At 66.2% G+C, this 18,515-nt stretch carries 13 protein-coding genes; all 13 read right to left on the bottom strand.

Annotated elements, in window-relative coordinates; all coding sequences use genetic code 11:
• Positions 1–13: 13 nt before the first annotated feature.
• Positions 14–2,047, bottom strand: a complete 2,034-nt coding sequence (locus LNV28_RS14890) for a sensor histidine kinase (RefSeq protein ID WP_263518831.1) — start codon at positions 2,045–2,047, stop codon at positions 14–16.
• Between the two features lie 260 nt (positions 2,048–2,307).
• Entirely contained in the window at positions 2,308–3,585 is a 1,278-nt protein-coding gene (ftsZ, locus tag LNV28_RS14885; RefSeq protein WP_263518832.1) for a cell division protein FtsZ, read from the bottom strand.
• 138 nt (positions 3,586–3,723) lie between these two features.
• Positions 3,724–4,953, bottom strand: a complete 1,230-nt coding sequence (gene ftsA / locus LNV28_RS14880) for a cell division protein FtsA (protein ID WP_102766240.1) — start codon at positions 4,951–4,953, stop codon at positions 3,724–3,726.
• Positions 4,954–4,966: 13 nt separating this feature from the next.
• A complete protein-coding gene (locus tag LNV28_RS14875) occupies positions 4,967–5,839 on the bottom strand; it encodes a cell division protein FtsQ/DivIB (protein WP_263518834.1) in 873 nt (290 codons plus the stop codon).
• Between the two features lie 27 nt (positions 5,840–5,866).
• The gene (locus LNV28_RS14870; protein ID WP_263518836.1) at positions 5,867–6,853 is read right to left on the bottom strand and encodes a D-alanine--D-alanine ligase; all 987 of its coding nucleotides are present in this window, start codon (positions 6,851–6,853) and stop codon (positions 5,867–5,869) included.
• Positions 6,850–8,253 (bottom strand): UDP-N-acetylmuramate--L-alanine ligase, encoded by a 1,404-nt coding sequence (gene murC, locus LNV28_RS14865; protein ID WP_263518837.1) that lies wholly within the window; start codon positions 8,251–8,253, stop codon positions 6,850–6,852. The genes LNV28_RS14870 and murC overlap by 4 nt, the downstream gene beginning before the upstream one ends.
• Positions 8,250–9,338 (bottom strand): undecaprenyldiphospho-muramoylpentapeptide beta-N-acetylglucosaminyltransferase, encoded by a 1,089-nt coding sequence (gene murG, locus LNV28_RS14860; protein WP_263518838.1) that lies wholly within the window; start codon positions 9,336–9,338, stop codon positions 8,250–8,252. The genes murC and murG overlap by 4 nt, the downstream gene beginning before the upstream one ends.
• A gap of 148 nt (positions 9,339–9,486) precedes the next feature.
• Positions 9,487–10,734, bottom strand: coding sequence for a putative lipid II flippase FtsW (gene ftsW / locus LNV28_RS14855; protein ID WP_263518839.1), 1,248 nt, complete (start codon positions 10,732–10,734; stop codon positions 9,487–9,489).
• A gap of 11 nt (positions 10,735–10,745) precedes the next feature.
• Positions 10,746–12,611, bottom strand: coding sequence for a UDP-N-acetylmuramoyl-L-alanine--D-glutamate ligase (gene murD, locus LNV28_RS14850; protein WP_263518840.1), 1,866 nt, complete (start codon positions 12,609–12,611; stop codon positions 10,746–10,748).
• Between the two features lie 4 nt (positions 12,612–12,615).
• Positions 12,616–13,794, bottom strand: a complete 1,179-nt coding sequence (gene mraY / locus LNV28_RS14845) for a phospho-N-acetylmuramoyl-pentapeptide-transferase (RefSeq protein ID WP_263518841.1) — start codon at positions 13,792–13,794, stop codon at positions 12,616–12,618.
• A gap of 4 nt (positions 13,795–13,798) precedes the next feature.
• Positions 13,799–15,202, bottom strand: a complete 1,404-nt coding sequence (locus LNV28_RS14840; protein ID WP_263519162.1) for a UDP-N-acetylmuramoyl-tripeptide--D-alanyl-D-alanine ligase — start codon at positions 15,200–15,202, stop codon at positions 13,799–13,801.
• Positions 15,203–15,216: 14 nt separating this feature from the next.
• On the bottom strand, positions 15,217–16,716 hold the full coding sequence (locus LNV28_RS14835) for a UDP-N-acetylmuramoyl-L-alanyl-D-glutamate--2,6-diaminopimelate ligase (RefSeq protein WP_263518842.1): 1,500 nt from the start codon (positions 16,714–16,716) through the stop codon (positions 15,217–15,219).
• Between the two features lie 4 nt (positions 16,717–16,720).
• Complete coding sequence (locus LNV28_RS14830) at positions 16,721–18,514, bottom strand: peptidoglycan D,D-transpeptidase FtsI family protein (protein WP_263518843.1); 1,794 nt, start codon at positions 18,512–18,514, stop codon at positions 16,721–16,723.
• Position 18,515: the final 1 nt, after the last annotated feature.

Below are 18,515 nucleotides of genomic sequence, written 5' to 3'. Positions count from 1 at the left end.
CGATTGTCGGCGATCAGGCCACGCCTTGCTGAAGCGGGGCCAGGGGGCGATGCACCGGCAGACGCAGGCTCAGGCGGGTACCCTGGCCGGGGCTGGACTCGATCTTGAGCGAGCCGCCCAGGCGTTGCGCGCGGCGCTGCTGGCTCTTCAGACCGCGGCCGCGCTGGGCGGTGTCGAGATCGAAGCCCTCGCCATCGTCCTCGACCCGGATCTCAACATAGCTGCCCTGGTTGCGCGTCACCATGCGCACCCGAGAGGCCTTGGCATGCTTGAGCACATTGCTCAGCGCTTCCTGCAAGAGGCGCAGCACATGCAAGGCATCGGGCGGCTCCAGCCAGGCCAGCGGGGGCAGGTCTTGCACATCCCACTCCAGACTCAGGCCACCGACCTGCAAACGCTTGCCCAGGCGATAGCGCATGGTGGCCAGCAGCGACACCAGATCATGGCCGACCGGCTCCAGCGAATCGATCACCAAGCGCAGGTCGTCCACGCATTCGCGCAAGACCTCGACCACCTTGTCCTGCTCCATGCGGCCCTGCTCGACCGCCACCATGGCCGAGAGCAGCGAGGAGCCCAGACCATCGTGCATGTCCTGCATCAGGCGCTGGCGCTCCATCAGCAAAGCCTGCTGCCGCTCCGCCTCGCGCAGGCGCTCGTGCTGCGCCAGCAATTCGTCGCTTTGCTGCTGCAAGCGCTGCGCCTGGCAGGCATTGAGCTGCTCGACCTCTTCCAGGGCTCCGATGTAGCGGCGTTGCACGGCGTAGAGAAAGCTGGCGACGATGATCAGGGTCGCATACGGCATCAAATAGATGTGCTCAGGCCAGGCCAAGCCGGCCAGCAAGATCACATCGTGCACGCCCAGCACCAGGCTCAGAGCCAGGCTGATGGCGATCAAACGCAATTCGCGACTGCCCTCGCGCAGAGCCACGACACCGACGAACACCGTACCCAGCACGCTGACCAGTGCATTGATGGCTTGCTGGAACACCGGGTCGGGCGCCAGGCCAAACAGCGGCAGAGTCAAAAGGCTTCCCGCCAGCACCACCAGGGCCACCATGCGTTCCAGGCGGGGGAATTGGCGCCGGGCAAAGCGCAAGGCAAACATAAAGGTCAGCAGCATCACCCATGACATGGAGGCATGGGTCATCCACCAGAACCACTCGAGGCCCAGCGGCGAGCGCGGCAGGTTGAGGTGGTAATGCAGATTGCGCAGCAGCCAGGCCACCGAAGCCAACGCAAACAACAAGTAGGCCGGCTCGCTGCGACGACGCACCCACAATGCCAGAGAAAACATGCCCAAGGTAACCAGGGTCAGACTGATGGCCTGAGGCGCGCCGATTTGCAGCATCCAGCGTCGGCGCGGCAAACTCTCCAAGTCCTCCCGGGCGCCCAACCAGACTGTGGACACCGAGAAGAAGCTGCCATGCAGAACCGGCACGGCCACCACCAGCTCGATGCTGCGGTTCTGGTTCAGCTCCGTCAGCGCGGGCGGAAACAAGGCCCAGAGCGGCCGCACCCATTGCTCTCGCGCACCGTACTGGTTGTCAAAGACCTGACGCCAGCCTTCATCGGTCTTGACGAGCACGGCGGCCGACATGGCCGACAAGCGTGGCATGTAAAGCGCCGCGCTGGTCGGCCAGCGGCCCTCAGGCGGCGCATAGCGCAAGCGATACCAGCGCATTTCATAACTGCGAGCCTGCCCAGCAGGAACGGAGACAGTCGCGTGGGAGGCGCGTGACCTGACGTCAGGCAGGCTGACCGTGGACCAGGCGGCCGCGTCGGCCGGCGGCTGCAAGCGCGCCGGCAGAATGCCATGCGTGCCCTCCATCGAGCGCAGCGCCGCCCACCAGGCATCGAGATCCTCACGGCTCCAGACGCTGATCGCGCGGTCGGCGCTGAACGCCTGCTCGCCATTGCTCTTCGAAGGCAGGTCGTTCAAAGCCAGGGCTTGCATCTGCACCTGAGCTTGGGACTGGCCTTGCGCATGCACAAGAGCAGGCCCCGCGAGCAGCAGCAAGCCGGCCAAGCAGGCAAGGGCTGCGCACAAGGCGGGCTCGCCCGACACCCGGCGAAAGCGCCGAAGGGCTCCGATCCATGCTGCTCGAAAAATGTCGCTCATGCCTTGCTGTGCCCTGCCCGCTGCGGCCCAAAGCAGGAGCATGCCACAGGCGCAAGGCCTGACCCTCAAGGCTTTAGCTCTCCAACAAAGAGCCAACGCCACAGAGCAAGCCCTACACCAACAAAAACGGACCCCGCAGGGTCCGCTTTCTGGTTCGAGCAACAGGGCCCGATATCCGCCAGGTTCGCTCAGTCCGCTTGCTTGCGCAAGAAGGCAGGGATCTCGATCTCATCCATGCCGTTCGAGGACAGGGCCTCGACCTTGGTGGCGGCCGCGGTCCGACCATGGCGCCAGACACTGTGCGAGCCACCCAGATCAGCGCCGAGACCCGAGGCCACGCCGCTGCTGACACCGCCCATGCCACCCAGGCCCAGACCACCGGCTTGCGCGACCGTCGTGCCGGCCTGCATCTTGACGTGGTCGGTCAGGACCGGCACGTCATAAGTGCCCGTGCGCAGCTGTGTCTGCACCTGCTGCTGCACCACCTGCAGAGGCGCTTGCTGGCGCGCACGCTGCGAGGACAGGCCGGTGGCGATGACCGTGACACGCAGGGCGTCGCCCAGCGTTTCGTCGTAGGCCGTGCCGTAGATGACATGTGCGTCTTCCGAGGCGTAACGCTTGATGGCGTTCATCGCGTTGCGGGATTCGCTCAGCTTGAAGGTGTTGCGGTTGGCCGCAATCAGCACCAGCACGCCGCGCGCACCGGACAGATCGATGCCTTCCAGCAGCGGGCAGGCCACGGCTGCTTCGGCAGCCTTGGCAGCGCGGTCCGGGCCGCTGGCTTGCGCCGTGCCCATCATGGCCTTGCCGGGTTCGCTCATCACCGTCTTGACGTCTTCGAAGTCGACGTTGACCAGGCCAGGGATGTGAATGATGTCGGAAATGCCGCCAACAGCGTTCTTCAACACGTCATTGGCGTGCGCAAAGGCTTGATCCTGCGTGACATCGTCGCCGAGCACATCCAGCAGCTTGTCGTTCAGCACGACGATCAGCGAGTCGACATTGGCTTCCAGCTCAGCCAGACCGGCATCGGCCGCCTTGGAGCGACGGCCGCCTTCGAATTCAAAAGGCTTGGTCACCACACCGACGGTGAGGATGCCCATGTCCTTGGCCACGCGGGCGATCACAGGCGCCGCACCGGTGCCGGTGCCGCCGCCCATACCGGCGGTGATGAAGAGCATGTGCGCGCCCTGGATGGACTCGCGGATGCGCGCTTCGGCCTCTTCCGCCGCGGCCTTGCCCATTTCAGGCTTGGCGCCGGCGCCGAGCCCGGTGCTGCCCAACTGCAGGAGCTGGTCTGCCTTGGAGCGATTCAGGGCTTGGGCATCGGTATTGGCGCAGATGAATTCCACACCCATCACGCCCTGCGCGATCATGTGGTCCACCGCGTTGCCGCCACCGCCACCAACCCCAATCACCTTGATTTGGGTGCCTTGGTCAAACTCTTCGATCATCTCGATCGCCATAATCAATTCTCCTTGAGCAATTGTGCCGCCGCTAAGCCCGAAAAACTATAGGGATGACCCTTTTTTTTCACGCGCTGCCGTTGTTTTCCGACAGTTAAACCAGTGCCGCCTTACCCATCAGGTAAGCAGATGTGAGTTTCAAAAGTTACCCAGGAACCAATCCTTGGCCCGCCCGAACAGGGTTTTCATGGAACCGGCCTGTTGCGCCGCTTTCAAACCCCGGGTCCGCGACAGACGCGCTTCTTCCAGCAAACCCATGACGGTGGCCGAACGGGGGTTCGAAACCATGTCGAACAAAGCGCCGCCATAGGTCGGGTTGCCGCGCCGCACGGGTTTCAGGAATATGTCCTCGGCGAGTTCCACCATACCGGGCATCACGGCCGAGCCGCCGGTCAGAACAATCCCCGAAGACAAGAGTTCCTCATACCCGCTTTCACGGATGACTTGATTCACCAGCGAGAATATTTCCTCGACTCTGGGTTCAATAACGCCGGCAAGTGCTTGTTTTGAAAGCATTCGGGGCGCGCGATCGCCCAAACCGGGTACCTCGACCTGGTCGGCCGGGTCGGCCAGCATCTGTTTCGCGACGCCATATTCGACCTTGATTTCCTCGGCATCCTTGGTCGGCGTGCGCAGGGCCATGGCGATATCGCTGGTGATCAGGTCGCCGGCGATGGGGATGACGGCGGTATGGCGGATCGAGCCGCCGGTGAAGATCGCCACATCGGTGGTGCCGGCGCCGATGTCGACCAGGGCGACGCCGAGATCGCGCTCGTCGGCGGTCAAGGCGGCCAGGCTGGAGGCGCTGGAATTCAAAACCAGCTGATCCACTTCCAGGCCGCAGCGGCGCACGCACTTGACGATGTTTTCCGCCGCGCTTTGTGCGCCGGTGACGATATGGACCTTCACTTCCAGGCGGCCGCCGCTCATGCCGATGGGTTCTTTGACCTCATGGCCGTCAATCACGAATTCCTGCGGTTCCACCAGCAGCAGGCGCTGGTCGTTGGGAATATTGATGGCTTTGGCGGTTTCCACGACCCGGGCAACATCGACCGGTGTCACCTCCTTGTCGCGCACGATCACCATGCCGGTGGAATTCTGGCCGCGGATATGGCTGCCGGTGATGCCGGTGTAAACCCGGGAAATCTTGCAGTCGGCCATCATTTCGGCCTCTTTCAAGGCCTGCTGGATCGATTGCACGGTGGCGTCGATATTGACCACCACGCCGCGTTTCAAACCATTCGAGCTGGCCACGCCGAGGCCAGCGATGCGCAATTCACCATTGCCCAGCACCTCGGCCACCACCGCCATGATCTTGGCCGTGCCGATATCGAGCCCAACGACCAAATCCTTGTATTCCTTGGCCATGCTTGTTCTTCCTTCAGTTTCTTATGGTTCCCGCGCTGGCGGGTTTGGCCGGCTTGGCCGCGGGTTTGTTGGTTTTGACAGGTTTGGCGACAGTGGCGTAGCCCTGCAGGCGCACGGCATAACCATCGGCGTGACGCAAATCGGCGGACAAGAGCGGCGCCTGGAAGCGTGAAGTGAGTTGGCTGACCGTACGCACCAACTGCCCATAGCGAGCCAACACCTCGTCTTCCTCCCCGCGGCCCAGCTCGATCACCGCACCCTTGTCCAGGGTGATGCGCCAGGAGCCGCGGCCCGACAGATCGAGCCGGTCGATGCTGTCGTCCATGGCGCGGCTGGCTTGCTGCAGGCGTTGCCACATGTGCAGCATGCTGGCCGAGGTGCCGGAAGGGCCGGCCAGCACCGGCAGGTCTTCATCCTCGACATCGCCCAGATTGGCCTGGAACACCTCGCCGAAGCTGTTGACCAGGCGGCGTTCGACGGTGGCGTCGCTGTTGGCATCGGCACCCTCGGCCTTGGTTTCCCAGTAGGCGGCTGGCCGGTGTTCCTCCAGCCGGACCTTGAGCTGGTTCGGCCAGACCCGCTGCACCACCGCGCTGCGCACCCAAGGCACGGCTTCGAAAGCTTCGCGCCCCTGCTGCAAGCTCATGCTCAGAAAGGAACCCGACAAGCCCGGCAACGCATTGGCACGCAAGGACGCCGCGCTGTTGCGCGCGACATCGCCCTCCACCTGGATGGCGCGAATGGCAAACACCGGTTGACGCGAGACCCAGCGCAGGCTGAGCCCGGCCGCCAGCAGCAACACACCCGCGAGCAGCAAGGCCGTCACCGCATTCATCAGGCGGATGTCGGGCGGCAAACTGCTGCTGAGGGTGGCGGAGGCGCGCATGATTCTTGGTCTTGGGCAGAGGCTCGGTCAGGCCTGCTTGGCCGGAACTTGGCCGTCCAGGCGCGCCTGGGACAGCACCCACATGCACAGCTGCTCGTAAGAGATGCCAGCAGCCTTGGCCGAAATCGGCACCAGGGAATGCGAAGTCATGCCCGGCGAGGTATTCATTTCAAGCAAGAAGGGCTTGTTGTCCCGCTTGCGCAGCATCACGTCAGCGCGCGCCCAGCCGCGGCAGCCCAGCGAGCGGTAAGCGGCCAGGGTCAGCTCGCGCACCTCACGTTCGAGCTCAATGCCCAGGGTGTCGGTCAGGTAGCGGGTGGTGTCGGTGAAGTACTTGTTCTGGTAGTCGTAGTTGCCGCCGACGGCTTCGATCTGCACCACCGGCAGAGCCACGGCGGTGTCGCCCTCGCCCAGCACCGGGCAGGTCAGCTCGGGGCCGTCGATGAACTCCTCGCAAAGGATCTCGTCGTCGTAGCGCGCGGCCAGCTCAACCGCCTCTTGCATCTGCGAATAGCCTTCGACCTTGCTGATGCCAATCGTCGAACCCTCGTGCGGCGGCTTGACGAAGACCGGCAGGCCCAGCTGGTCCGGGATTGCCATGCAGTTCTCGCGGCTGATGGCGCTTTTCTTGAGCTTGACATAGCGCGGCGTGGCCAGGCCATCGGCCAGCCACAGGCGCTTGGTCATGATCTTGTCGATGGCGATGCTGGAGGCCATCACACCCGAGCCGGTGTAGGGAATGCCCAGCAGCTCCAGCGCACCTTGGACCGTGCCGTCTTCGCCGTGGCGGCCATGCAGGGCGATGAAGCAGCGCTCGAAGCCCTCGTCCTTGAGCACTTGCAGCGGCCGCTCGGAGGGATCAAAACCATGCGCATCCACGCCCTGAGAGCGCAAGGCCTTGAGCACACCCGGGCCCGACATGGTCAGCGAGACCTCGCGCTCGGCCGAGTCGCCGCCCATCAAGACGGCGACCTTGCCAAGCGATTTCGGATCAATATTCAGATCCAGTTTCATGGCTGGACACCCTTCAAAAAAGTCACGGTTTGTGCCGGCACGGCACCGATGGAGCCAGCGCCCATCACGATCACAACGTCGTCGGCGCGCGCCGCCGCGGCAATGGCCTGCGGCAGGGCGGCGACGTCGTCGACAAAGCTCACCTCGGCCAGCGAGGTCTTCTCCAGCGCGGCCAGCAGCGCGCGGCCATCGGCGCCGGCGATCACGCCCTCGCCGGCGGCGTACACCTCGGTCAGCAGCACAGCGTCGAAGCCGGCGATCACGCGCACGAACTCGGCAAAGCAGTCACGCGTGCGGGTGTAGCGGTGCGGCTGGAAGGCCAGCACCAGGCGGCGGCCCGGGAAGGCGCCGCGCGCGGCTGCCAACACTGCCGCCATCTCCACCGGATGGTGGCCGTAGTCATCGACCAGGCTGAACTGACCGCCGTCCGACGCCGGCAGCTCGCCGTAACGCTGGAAGCGCCGGCCCACGCCGCCGAACTTGGCCAGGGCGGCCAGCACCGGCGCGTCCGGCAACTCCAGCTCGTCGGCCACGGCGATCGCGGCCAGTGCATTCAAGACGTTATGCCGCCCGGCCAGATTCAGCACCACCGGCAGATCGGGCCGGCCCTGGCGCTGCACGGTGAAGCGCATGCCGCCACCCGACAGGGCTTGCATATCGACCGCGCGCACATCGAGGTCTTCGTCAAAGCCATAGGTCACCACCGGGCGCGAGAGCAGCGGCAGGATGGAGCGCACGCCGGCATCGTCAGCGCACATCACCGCCGCGCCGTAGAAGGGCATGCGGTGCAGGAAATCGACGAAAGCCAGCTTCAGGCGGGCGAAGTCATGGCCGTAGGTGTCCATGTGGTCGGCGTCGATATTGGTGACGACGGCCAGCATGGGCAGCAGCTTGAGGAAGGAGGCATCGGATTCATCGGCTTCGACGACGATGAACTCGCCCCGGCCCAGGCGCGAGTTGGCGCCAGCGCTGGCCAGCTTGCCGCCGATCACAAAACTCGGGTCCTGGCCGGCTTCGATCAGCACATCGGTGACCAGGGAGGTGGTCGTGGTCTTGCCATGGGTGCCGGCGATGGCGATGCCTTTTTGCTGGCGCATCAGCTCGGCCAGCATGACGGCGCGCTGCACCACCGGGATGTGGCGTGCACGTGCGGCCAGCACCTCGGGGTTGTCGGCGCGCACGGCCGTGGAGGTGACCACCACCTGGGCATCGCCGATGTGCTCGGCCGCATGGCCGATCTGCACGCGAAGACCCAGGCTGGCCAGGCGCTGCAAGGTGGCGCTGTCGGACTGGTCCGAGCCCGAGACGCGGTAGCCCTGGGCTTGCAAGATCTCGGCAATGCCGCTCATGCCGGCGCCGCCGATGCCCACGAAGTGAATGCGTTGCAGGGCGTGTTTCATGGGCGGGCACCACTCATCTTTTCAATTTCATCGGCCACCCGAGACGCAGCGCGCGGCCGGGCCAGCGTGCGGGCCTTGTCGGCCATGGCCAGCAGATGCTCGCGGTCCATGCCTTGCAGCAACTGCTTCAGCCCTTCGGCCGTCATTTCCTCTTGCGGCAGGTGCACGGCCGCGCCATGCTGGGCCATGAAACGGGCGTTGTCGCGCTGGTGCGAGGTGGTGCTCACCACCAGCGGCACCAGCACCGAGGCCAGGCCGGCGGCACAGATTTCGCTGACCGTCACCGCACCGGCGCGGCACAACATCACATCGGCCGCAGCCAGCTCGGCCGCCATGTCATCGATGAAAGGCCTGATGTCGGCCTGCACGCCGACCGCCTTGTAGGCCGCCTGCACCGCCGCCAGATTGGCCTGGCCGGTTTGATGGATCACTTGCGGGCGGGGCTGATCGGCAGGCCACAGAGCCAGGGCTTTAGGCAGCAGATCATTGATGGCGCGCGCGCCCAAGGAGCCGCCCACCACCAGCACACGCAGCGGGCCGCTGCGGCCGGCATAGCGCTGGGCCGGCGGCGCCAGGGCTTCGATCTCGGCGCGCACCGGGTTGCCGGTGACCACGGCCTTGCTCGTCGAGGCCGCAGCCGCGCCGTCGAAACCAAAGGCAATGGTCTGGGCCATGGGCTTGAGGCTCTGGTTGCTCAGCAGCATGGCTGCATCGGCATTGACCAGCATCAGCGGCCGGCGCATCAACCAGGCCATCAAGCCACCGGGGAAGCAGACATAACCGCCCATGCCCAGCACCGCATCAGCGCTGCGCGTCACGAACACCTGACGACTCTGCACAAAAGCCTGTGCCAGCTTGAACACACCCTTGACTGAGTGCAGCAGCCCCTTGCCGCGCAGGCCGGCAAAGGCCAGGCGATCAAGCGGAATGCCGGTGGGCGGCACCAGCTTGTTTTCCATGCCGAGCTCGGTGCCCATCCAGCTGACGCTCCAGCCGCGGCGCTTCATTTCCTCGGCCACGGCCAGGCCCGGAATGATGTGGCCGCCGGTGCCAGCCGCCATGATGACCAAGTGTTTTGTGCTCATGCTCGGCCTCCGCGCATGAGCTGTCTGTTCTGGTCTTGGCGGGCCGCTGCTGCGGCCTTCACATGGCCAGGCCATATGAGCCAAGCCCGGAACATCCCGCCCTGACACGCGGTGCGTGTCCGGCCTTTGCCGCACAGCGTCAAAGTCTTCATGCGCGGCCTCCGCGCATGAGCTGTCTGTTCTCAATATCGATTCTCAGAACAATGGCCAGTGCCACGCAGTTCATCAAAATGGCCGAACCGCCAAAGCTCATCAGCGGCAGGGTCAGACCCTTGGTCGGCAGCGCGCCCAGGTTCACGCCCATATTGATGAAGGCCTGGCCACCCACCCAGATGCCGATGCCTTGGGCGTAAAGGCCGGCAAACACGCGGTCCAAGGCGATGGCCTGGCGGCCGATATGGAAGAGCCGGCGCGAGAGCCAGAAGAAGGCAATGATGGTGATGGCCACGCCGACAAAGCCCAGCTCTTCACCGATCACGGCGAGCAGGAAGTCGGTGTGCGCCTCGGGCAGGTAGTGCAGCTTTTCGACGCTGCTGCCCAGGCCCTGGCCCAGCCATTCGCCGCGTCCCAGTGCGATCAGGGAATGCGTCAGCTGGTAGGCCTTGCCCTGGGCGTACTTCTCGTCCCAGGGGTTGAGGTAAGCAAAGATGCGCTCGCGGCGGAACTCGCTGAAGGTGATCATCAGCACAAAGGCGCCAACCAACACGGCCACGATCAGGAAGAACATGCGGCCATTGACGCCGCCCAGGAACAAGATGCCCATGGCGATGGCCGCGATCACCATGAAGGCGCCCATGTCCGGCTCGGCCAGCAACAACACGCCGACGATGGCCAGTGACACGGCCATGGGCCACACCGCCTGGAAGAAGTTCTCCTTCACATCCATCTTGCGCATCATGTAGCTGGCGGCATACATGGCGATGGCCATCTTGGCCAGCTCCGAGGGCTGGAAGTTCATCACGCCCAGCGGAATCCAGCGCCGCGCGCCGTAGACGACCTTGCCCACGCCGGGAATCAACACCGCCACCAGCAGCACCAGGGCCAGCACAAACATCCAGGGGGCAAGGCGCTCCCAAGTGGACACCGGCACCTGCACCGTGATCAAGGCTGCAACCAGGCCGAAGGAGATCGCCACGATGTGGCGGGTCAGGAAATGGGTGGGCAAGTACTTGGCAAAGCGCGGGTTGTCCGGCATGGCGATGGACGCGGAATACACCATCACCAGGCCCAGGCCCATCAAGGCCAGAACCACCCAGACCAGGGTGGCATCGAAACCGCTGAGCTTGGTCGGCTGGCCGGCCGACACACTGACCCAATCGCGCACCGGCACGTTCTCGGCCCCGCCCTTGCTGCCGGCCCACAGCGCACGCAGGCGCTCGGTCCAGGGCTGGATCATGGTGGAGAAGCTCACAGGCTCAAGCCCCGGTCTTCGGCCAGCTGCTGCACGGCGGCCACAAAGACCTCGGCGCGGTGGGCGTAGTTGCGGAACATGTCCAGGCTGGCACAGGCCGGGCTCAGCAGCACGCTGTCGCCACTCTGCGCTTGCGCCTGGCACCAGGCCGTGGCGGACTCCAGGCTTTCATGCGCTTGCAGAGGCACACCGCAATCGGCCAGGGCGGCGGCGATCTGCGGGCCGTCGCGGCCGATCAGGGCCACGGCGCGTGCATGGCGTGCCACGCCGGCGGCCAGAGGACTGAAGTCCTGACCCTTGCCGTCGCCGCCGAGGATCAAGACCAGCTTGGCCGGCGCACGGTCGGCACCCAGGCCGGTGATGGCCGCCACGGTGGCGCCGACATTGGTGCCCTTGGAATCGTCGTAGAAATCCACGCCTTCGATGGAGGCCACATGCTCGACGCGGTGCGGCTCGCCGCGGTACTCGCGCAGGCCATGCAGCATGGGCGCCAGCGCGCAGCCGGCAGCGCTGGCCAGGGCCAAGGCGGCCAGTGCATTGGCAGCGTTATGGCGGCCGCGCACGCGCAGGGCATCGGCGGGCATCAGGCGCTGCAGGGTGATTTCTTCTTCGTCTTCGCCCTTTTTCCGTTTCAGAGTTTCATCTTGCTCGCGGGCGCGCACCAGCCAGGCCATGCCGCCCTCTTCCACCAGGCCGAAGTCGCCCGGGCGGTCCGGCGCGTCCAGGCCGAAGCGGGTCACGGCGCGCTGCACCGATTTGGCAGCGCGGCCGCGGCCTTGCTTGACCATCACGGCGGCCGGCACCAGGCCTTCGACCACCGGGTCGTCGCGGTTGATGACCATCAGCCCGTTCTGACCGAAGACGAACGCCTTGGCCCGGGTGTAGGCGGCCATATCGCCATGCCAGTCCAGATGGTCTTGCGTGAGGTTGAGCACGGCGCCGGCCGTGGGCTCGAAGCCCTGCACACCGTCGAGCTGGAAGCTGGAGAGCTCCAGCACCCAAACCTCGGGCAGATGCTCGAACACCGGGCCCTTGGGCGGCGGCGGCTTGATGGGCAAGGGGGCCTCGTCAAGCAGGGCTTCGACCATGTCCAGCGTGCTGACAGCCTCAGTGGCTGCAACGCTTGCAACAGCGGGCGTTGCGTCGGCCGGCACGGGTTCAGCCGCTTCAGACTCTGCTGCGGGCTCAACAGCCAGCTCGGCTGGGGCTGCCTCCGCTTCCGCCCCAGCTTCGGGTGCAGCTTGAGGTGAAGCTTCAGATGCCACAGCTTCATCGGCCACCGGATTTGGCACCTCGGCTTCAGCAGCAAGCTCTTGCGAAACCTCTTCAGGCGGCACGGGTGCCGGCTCCAGATCCAGGGCCGCGCCCAAGGTTGTCAGCATGCTGGGGCCGATATTGCCGGCCACGGCCACGCGCTTGCCGGCGCGTTCGGCCAGCAAAGCCGTCATGCAGGTGGTGGTGGTCTTGCCATTGGTGCCGGTGATGGCCAGCACGGCCGGCGCATAGCCACGCTCGGCCTTGAGATCAGCCAGGGCGCGGGCGAAGAGATCCAGCTCGCCCTGCACCGGCACGCCGGTCTGGCGCGCCTGGTTCAGCAGCGGCTGCAGGCGGGCATCCAGCGGCGACAGGCCCGGGCTCTTGAGCACCAGCTGCACGCCAATCAGCTCATCGACCGACAAGTCGCCGCTGAAGAAACGGGCGGCGGGCACTTGCTCAGCCAGGGCCGCAGCCTGCGGCGGCTGCGGGCGCGAGTCCCACACCGCAATGCGCTCCGCACCATGGCGCGCCACCCAGGCGGCCATGGCCAGGCCCGAGTCACCGAGACCCAGAATCAGTACGCGCAGGCCTTGAAGATGCTTCATGGCGTCAGCGCAGTTTCAAGCTGGCCAGGCCGACCAGGCACAGCAGCATGGTGATGATCCAGAAACGCACGACCACCTGCGTTTCCTTCCAGCCGGTCTTCTCGAAGTGGTGGTGCAGCGGCGCCATCTTGAAGATGCGCCGGCCCTCGCCGTACTTCTTCTTGGTGTACTTGAACCAGGTCACTTGCAACATGACCGAGAGCACCTCGGCCACGAACACGCCGCCCATGATGCCCAGCACGATTTCCTGGCGCGTGATCACGGCCAGGGTGCCCAGCGCACCGCCCAGGGACAGCGCACCCACATCGCCCATAAAGACCTGGGCCGGGTAGGCGTTGAACCAGAGGAAGGCAAGACCTGCCCCCGCCATGGCCGCGCAGAAGATCAGCAGTTCGCCCGCGCCCGGGATGTAGGGCAGCAGCAGGTATTTGGAGAACACCGAGGAGCCGGTCAAGTAGGCGAACAGACCCAAGGCCGAGCCCACCAGCACGACCGGCATGATGGCCAGGCCATCGAGCCCGTCGGTGAAGTTGACCGCATTGCTGCAGCCGACGATGACAAAGAAGGAGAGCGCGATGAAACCGAACACGCCCAGCGGATAACTGACCGTCTTGAAGAAGGGCACGATCAAGTCGGCCTTGGGCGGCAGGTCGGTCGAGAAGCCGCTGCTGATCCAGCGGAAGAACAGCTGCACCACGCCCAGGAAGGACGTCTCCGACACGCTAAAGGCCAGGTAGAGCGCGGCCACCAGGCCGATCAGCGACTGCCAGAAGAACTTCTCGCGGCTGCGCATGCCCTCAGGGTTCTTGTCCACCACCTTACGCCAGTCATCGACCCAGCCCACGGCGCCAAAGCCCATGGTCACCAGCATCACCACCCAGACAAAACGGTTGCTCCAGTCGAACCACAGCAGGGTCGAGACGCCGATGCCGATCAGGATCAGCACACCGCCCATGGTGGGCGTGCCGTTCTTGGCCAGATGCTGCTGGATGCCGTACTCGCGGATGGGCTGGCCGATCTTCATCTCGGTCAGGCGGCGGATCACCCAGGGGCCGAAGGCCAGGCCGATCAGCAGCGCCGTCATGGCGGCCATCACGGCGCGGAAGGTGATGTACTGGAACAGGCGCAAAAAGCCCAGATCCGGGTAAAGGCCTTGCAGCCATTGAGCCAGGGTCAGCAGCATGTCTTCAGGCCCCCGCTTTCGTGTCGGCCGTCTGCAGCAGGGCAGCGACCACTTGTTCCATACGCATGAAGCGAGATCCCTTGATCAAAATGTTCTGCACCGTCGGCGTGGACTCGGCCAGCGCGGCCAGCAGGTCCGCCACGGTGGCGAAGGCGCGCGCGCCAGGGCCATAAGCCGCAGCGGCATCGGCCGCGGCCGAGCCGGCGGTCCACAGCGCCGCCAGGCCGCGCTCGGCGGCATAGGCCCCCACCTCGCGGTGGAAGGCCGGGCCCTGGTCGCCGACCTCGCCCATATCGCCCAGCAGCAGCCAGGAGTCACCGGGCAGCTCGGCCAGCACATCGATGGCCGCGCGCACGCTGTCGGGGTTGGCGTTGTAGCTGTCATCGATCAGGGTGATGCGCTGACCGGCGCGCTCGAAGCTCTTGAGCTGCGAGCGGCCCTTGACCGGGCGGAAGTCCTCCAGGCCGCGGGCAATCACCGCCAGCGGCGCACCGGCCGCCAGGGCACAAGCCGCCGCAGCCAGTGCATTTCGTACGTTATGCAAACCCGCCACGGCCAGGGCCACCGGCGCCACGCCGGCGGGCGTATGCAGCTCCAGGGCCCAATGGCCGCTGTCCACCCAGCGGGCGCTGCCGGTGACATCGGCCTCGCCTTGCAAGGCAAAGCTCAGATGCGGGCGGCTGCCGGCCAGCTCCAGCCAGATCGGTGCGCAGGCATCCTCGGCCGGAAACACGGCCACGCCTGTCGGGCCCAAGGCCTCGATCACGGCGCCGTTCTCGCGCGCCGCGGCCTCCACCGTCTGCATGAATTCCTGGTGCTCGCGCTGGGCGTTGTTGACCAGGGCGACGGTGGGCCGGGCGAAGGCGGCCAGCGGCGCGATCTCGCCGGGGTGGTTCATGCCCAGCTCGACCACGGCCGCGCGCTGCCACAGCGCCTCGTCCTGGCGCAGGCGCAGCAGAGTCAAGGGCACACCGATGTCGTTGTTGTAATTGCCTTCGGTCGCCAGGCAGTTGCTGCCATGCCAGGCGCGCAGGATGCTGGCGATCATCTGGGTGACCGTGGTCTTGCCATTGCTGCCGGTGACGGCAATCAGCGGCAGCTGCACCTGCGCACGCCAAGCCTGGGCCAGCAGACCCAGGGCCTGCTTGCTGTCCGGCACCTCGATGCCGGCCAGGCCGGAACCAGCCAGGCCGCGCTCGGCCAGGGCCGCCACCGCGCCGGCGGCAGCGGCCTGGGGCAGGAACTCATGCGCATCGAAGCGCTCGCCGCGCAGGGCGACAAACAGATCGCCGGCCGCCAGGCTGCGCGTGTCGCTGTGCACGCGCTGGATGGCCGTGTCGGGCGAGCCGATCAAGCGCGCCGTGGGCAGCAACGGCAGCAAGAGGGCATGGGCCTGGCCCAGGGTCATCAAGGCTTGGGCGCTCACAGACCGGCCCTCCGGATCAGGGCGGCGCGCGCTTCGTCCACATCGGAGAAGGGGTGGCGCTGGCCCTCAATTTCCTGGTAGTCCTCATGACCCTTGCCTGCCACCAAAATGACGTCGCGCGGGCCCGCTTGCAGCACGGCCTGGGCGATGGCCTCGCGGCGGTCCACCACACTGAGGTGGTCGCCACCAGCCGGCAGGCCAGCTTCGATGTCCGCCAGTATCTGCTGCGGCGCTTCGCTGCGCGGGTTGTCGCTGGTGACGATGACGCGGTCGGCCAGGCGGGCTGCGATGGCGCCCATGGCCGGGCGCTTGCTGCGATCGCGGTCGCCGCCGCAGCCGAAGACGCAGACCAGCTTGCCGCCGCGCGCCTGCGCCAGCGGGGCCAGGGCGCCGAGCGCCTTGTCGAGGGCATCGGGCGTGTGGGCGTAGTCCACCACCAGCTGGGGCAGCTCCAGGCCGTTGCCCACGCGCTGCATGCGTCCCGGCACGGGGGTGACGCGGCCGGCCACGGCGGCCACTTCGGCCAGGCCATGGCCCAGGGCACGCAGGCCACCGATCACGGCGAGCAGGTTGGAGACGTTGTATTCGCCGATCAGGCCGGTTTCCACGAGCACCGCCTGATCCGCTTCCTTGAGTGTGAAAGCCAGGCCGCCAGCGCGGTAATGCAGGTCGACCGCGCTCAGGCGTGCCTCACGGTTCAGGCCGTAGGTCCAGACATCGAGACGACCTTGCAGGGCCTCCGCCAGCTCGGCGCCCTTGGCGTCATCCAGATTCACCACTGCCGCCTGCAGGCCCGCGCGATCGAATAGCTCGCGCTTGGCGGCCCAGTAGGCCTCCATCGTGCCGTGGTAGTCGAGGTGGTCCTGCGTGAAATTGGTGAACAGGGCAACACGGATCTGCGTGCCGTCCAGGCGGTGTTCTTTCAGGCCGATGCTGGAGGCCTCGATGGCGCAGGCGCCATAACCCTCATCCTGCATGCGCCGGAAAGCGGCCTGCAGCAGCACCGGGTCGGGCGTGGTCAGGCCGGTGTAGTCGATCTGGCTGGGCTGCTCGCGGCCGGGGATGGGCGGCTCGCCCACACCCAGAGTACCCACCACGCCGCAGCGCTGGCCCAGCAGACTCAAGGCCTGGGCTGTCCACCAAGCGGTGCTGGTCTTGCCATTGGTGCCGGTGCTGGCGATCACGGCCAACTGCTGGGAAGGATCACCGTAATAGGCCGCGGCGATCAGGCCGGTGCGGGCCTTGAGCCCGGGCAGCGAGGCCACGCGGGCATCGACAAAGCCATGCGCCTCCACGCCCTCGTCCTCGACCAGGCAGGTGGCGGCACCGGCCGCCAGCGCGCCGACCACAAAGCCGCGGCCGTCACGCGCATAGCCGGGCCAGGCGATGAAGGCATCACCGGCCTGCACCTGGCGGCTGTCGGTGCGCAGGGCGCCGGTGGTCCATTCCTGCAACCAGCGGGCGGCCGCTTCGGGGGACTTGAGTCGTGTCAACATGGCTTCAGAGAATCTCGTCCAGGGCCGGCGCGGGGCGCGTGGCCAGAATTTGGGAGCTGACGGCCAGGTCCGGCGGCACGCCCAGCAGCTGCAGGCTCTTGCCCACGACCTGGCTGAACACGGGGCCGGCCACCTTGCCGCCGTCGTGGAAGCGGCCGGTGGGCTCATCCACCATCACCGCAACGATCAAACGCGGCTGCTCGATCGGCGCCAGGCCAACGAACCAGGCGCGGAACTTGTTCTTGTTGTAGCCACGGCCTTCTTGCTTGTAGGCCGTGCCCGATTTACCGCCGACGCTGTAGCCCTCGCTGCGCGCCTTCAGCGAGGTGCCGCCCTGTTCGGTCACGGTCTGCAGCATCGCGCGCACCTGGCGGGTGGTGCCGGCGCTGAAGATGCGCTGGCCTTGCACGGCCTCGCCGTCTGAGAGCTTGGTCATGCGCAGGGGGATGATCTCGCCGTCGCGTGCGAACACGGTGTAAGCGCGAGCCAGCTGCAGCAAGGAGGTGGACAGGCCATAGCCATAGCTCATGGTCGCCTGCTCGATGGGCCGCCATTTGTGAGCCGGGCGCAGGGTGCCGCCGACGGCACCGGGAAAGTCGATCTGCGGCCGGCGGCCCAGCCCCAAGCTGGTGTACAGGCCGTGCATTTCCTTGGCCGGCATCTGCAGGGCCATCTTGACCGTGCCGACATTGCTGGAGCGCTGGATGATCTCGGCCACGGTCAGCGAATCGCTGGGGTGGGAATCGTGGATGGTGGCGCCGGTGAGGGTCATGCGGCCACCGTCGGTGGCGATCACGGTGTCGGCGCGCACACGGCCGCTGTCCATGGCCTGGGCAGCGATGAAGGGCTTCATCACCGAACCCGGCTCAAAGACATCGGTCAAGGCTCGGTTGCGCAACTGCTCGCCGCTCAGCTGCTTGCGCTGGGCCGGGTTGTAGCTGGGGAAGTTGGCCAGGGCCAGCACCTCGCCGCTGCGCGCATCGAGCACCACCACCGAGCCGGCCTTGGCCTGGTTCTCGGCCACGGCGCTGCGGATGGCCTGATAGGCGAAGTACTGGGTCTTGGCATCGATGGACAGAGCCACATCGCGGCCGTTGTGCGCCGGCACGGTCTCGCCCGCGGCCTCGACGACACGGCCGAAGCGGTCACGCATGACCGAGCGCTGGCCATCGCGGCCTTGCAAATCCTTCTGGAAGGCCAACTCGATGCCTTCCTGGCCGCGGTCTTCCAGATTGGTGAAACCCACCACATGGGCCGCAGCCTCGCCCTCGGGATACTGGCGCTGGAACTCGCGGTCCTGGAACACGCCCTTGAGCTTGAGCGCCTGCACCCGGGCGGCCGTCTCGCCATCCACCTGGCGGCGCAGCCAGACGAAACGCGCACTGGGATCAAGCTTGGCGTTCAGCTCTGACTCGTTCAGGCTCAGGGCATGAGCCAGGGCGCGGCGCTGAGCTGGGTCGGCATCGACTTCGGCCGGAATGGCCCAGAAAGACGGTACGGCCACGCTGCTGGCCAGCACCTGGCCGCTGCGGTCCTGAATGCGGCCGCGGCTGGCCGGCAGTTCCAGGGTGCGCACCAAGCGGGCCTCGCCCTGCTTCTGAAAAAACTGGGTGCCGATCACCTGCACATAGAGGGCGCGACCCAGCAAAGCGGCCAGGCCGGCGCCGACCAGGGCGAGCAGGAACTGCGAACGCCAGATCGGCGTACGCGTGCTCAACACAGGGCTGCGGGCATGGCTGAGACCACGCTGAGTTTGGGCGTCACGAAGGGGGCGGCGCAAGAAGCGGGGCTTCCACATG

This window comes from Paucibacter sp. DJ2R-2, from assembly GCF_025717675.1.
Classification (GTDB): domain Bacteria; phylum Pseudomonadota; class Gammaproteobacteria; order Burkholderiales; family Burkholderiaceae_C; genus Paucibacter_A.
The sequence above is the reverse complement of the archived record's forward strand: the minus strand, read 5'-3'. Positions and strand labels throughout refer to the sequence as shown.

Bases quoted from the DNA above. Each gene is read 5' to 3' on its own strand.
- ftsZ (WP_263518832.1), bottom strand. From the start codon at position 3,585: ATGGCGATCGAGATGATCGAAGAGTTTGACCAAGGCACCCAAATCAAG.
- ftsA (WP_102766240.1), bottom strand. From the start codon at position 4,953: ATGGCCAAGGAATACAAGGATTTGGTCGTTGGGCTCGATATCGGCACG.
- LNV28_RS14875 (WP_263518834.1), bottom strand. From the start codon at position 5,839: ATGCGCGCCTCCGCCACCCTCAGCAGCAGTTTGCCGCCCGACATCCGC.
- LNV28_RS14870 (WP_263518836.1), bottom strand. From the start codon at position 6,853: ATGAAACTGGATCTGAATATTGATCCGAAATCGCTTGGCAAGGTCGCC.
- murC (WP_263518837.1), bottom strand. From the start codon at position 8,253: ATGAAACACGCCCTGCAACGCATTCACTTCGTGGGCATCGGCGGCGCC.
- murG (WP_263518838.1), bottom strand. From the start codon at position 9,338: ATGAGCACAAAACACTTGGTCATCATGGCGGCTGGCACCGGCGGCCAC.
- ftsW (WP_263518839.1), bottom strand. From the start codon at position 10,734: ATGATCCAGCCCTGGACCGAGCGCCTGCGTGCGCTGTGGGCCGGCAGC.
- murD (WP_263518840.1), bottom strand. From the start codon at position 12,611: ATGAAGCATCTTCAAGGCCTGCGCGTACTGATTCTGGGTCTCGGTGAC.
- mraY (WP_263518841.1), bottom strand. From the start codon at position 13,794: ATGCTGCTGACCCTGGCTCAATGGCTGCAAGGCCTTTACCCGGATCTG.
- LNV28_RS14840 (WP_263519162.1), bottom strand. From the start codon at position 15,202: ATGACCCTGGGCCAGGCCCATGCCCTCTTGCTGCCGTTGCTGCCCACG.
- LNV28_RS14835 (WP_263518842.1), bottom strand. From the start codon at position 16,716: ATGTTGACACGACTCAAGTCCCCCGAAGCGGCCGCCCGCTGGTTGCAG.
- LNV28_RS14830 (WP_263518843.1), bottom strand. From the start codon at position 18,514: ATGTGGAAGCCCCGCTTCTTGCGCCGCCCCCTTCGTGACGCCCAAACT.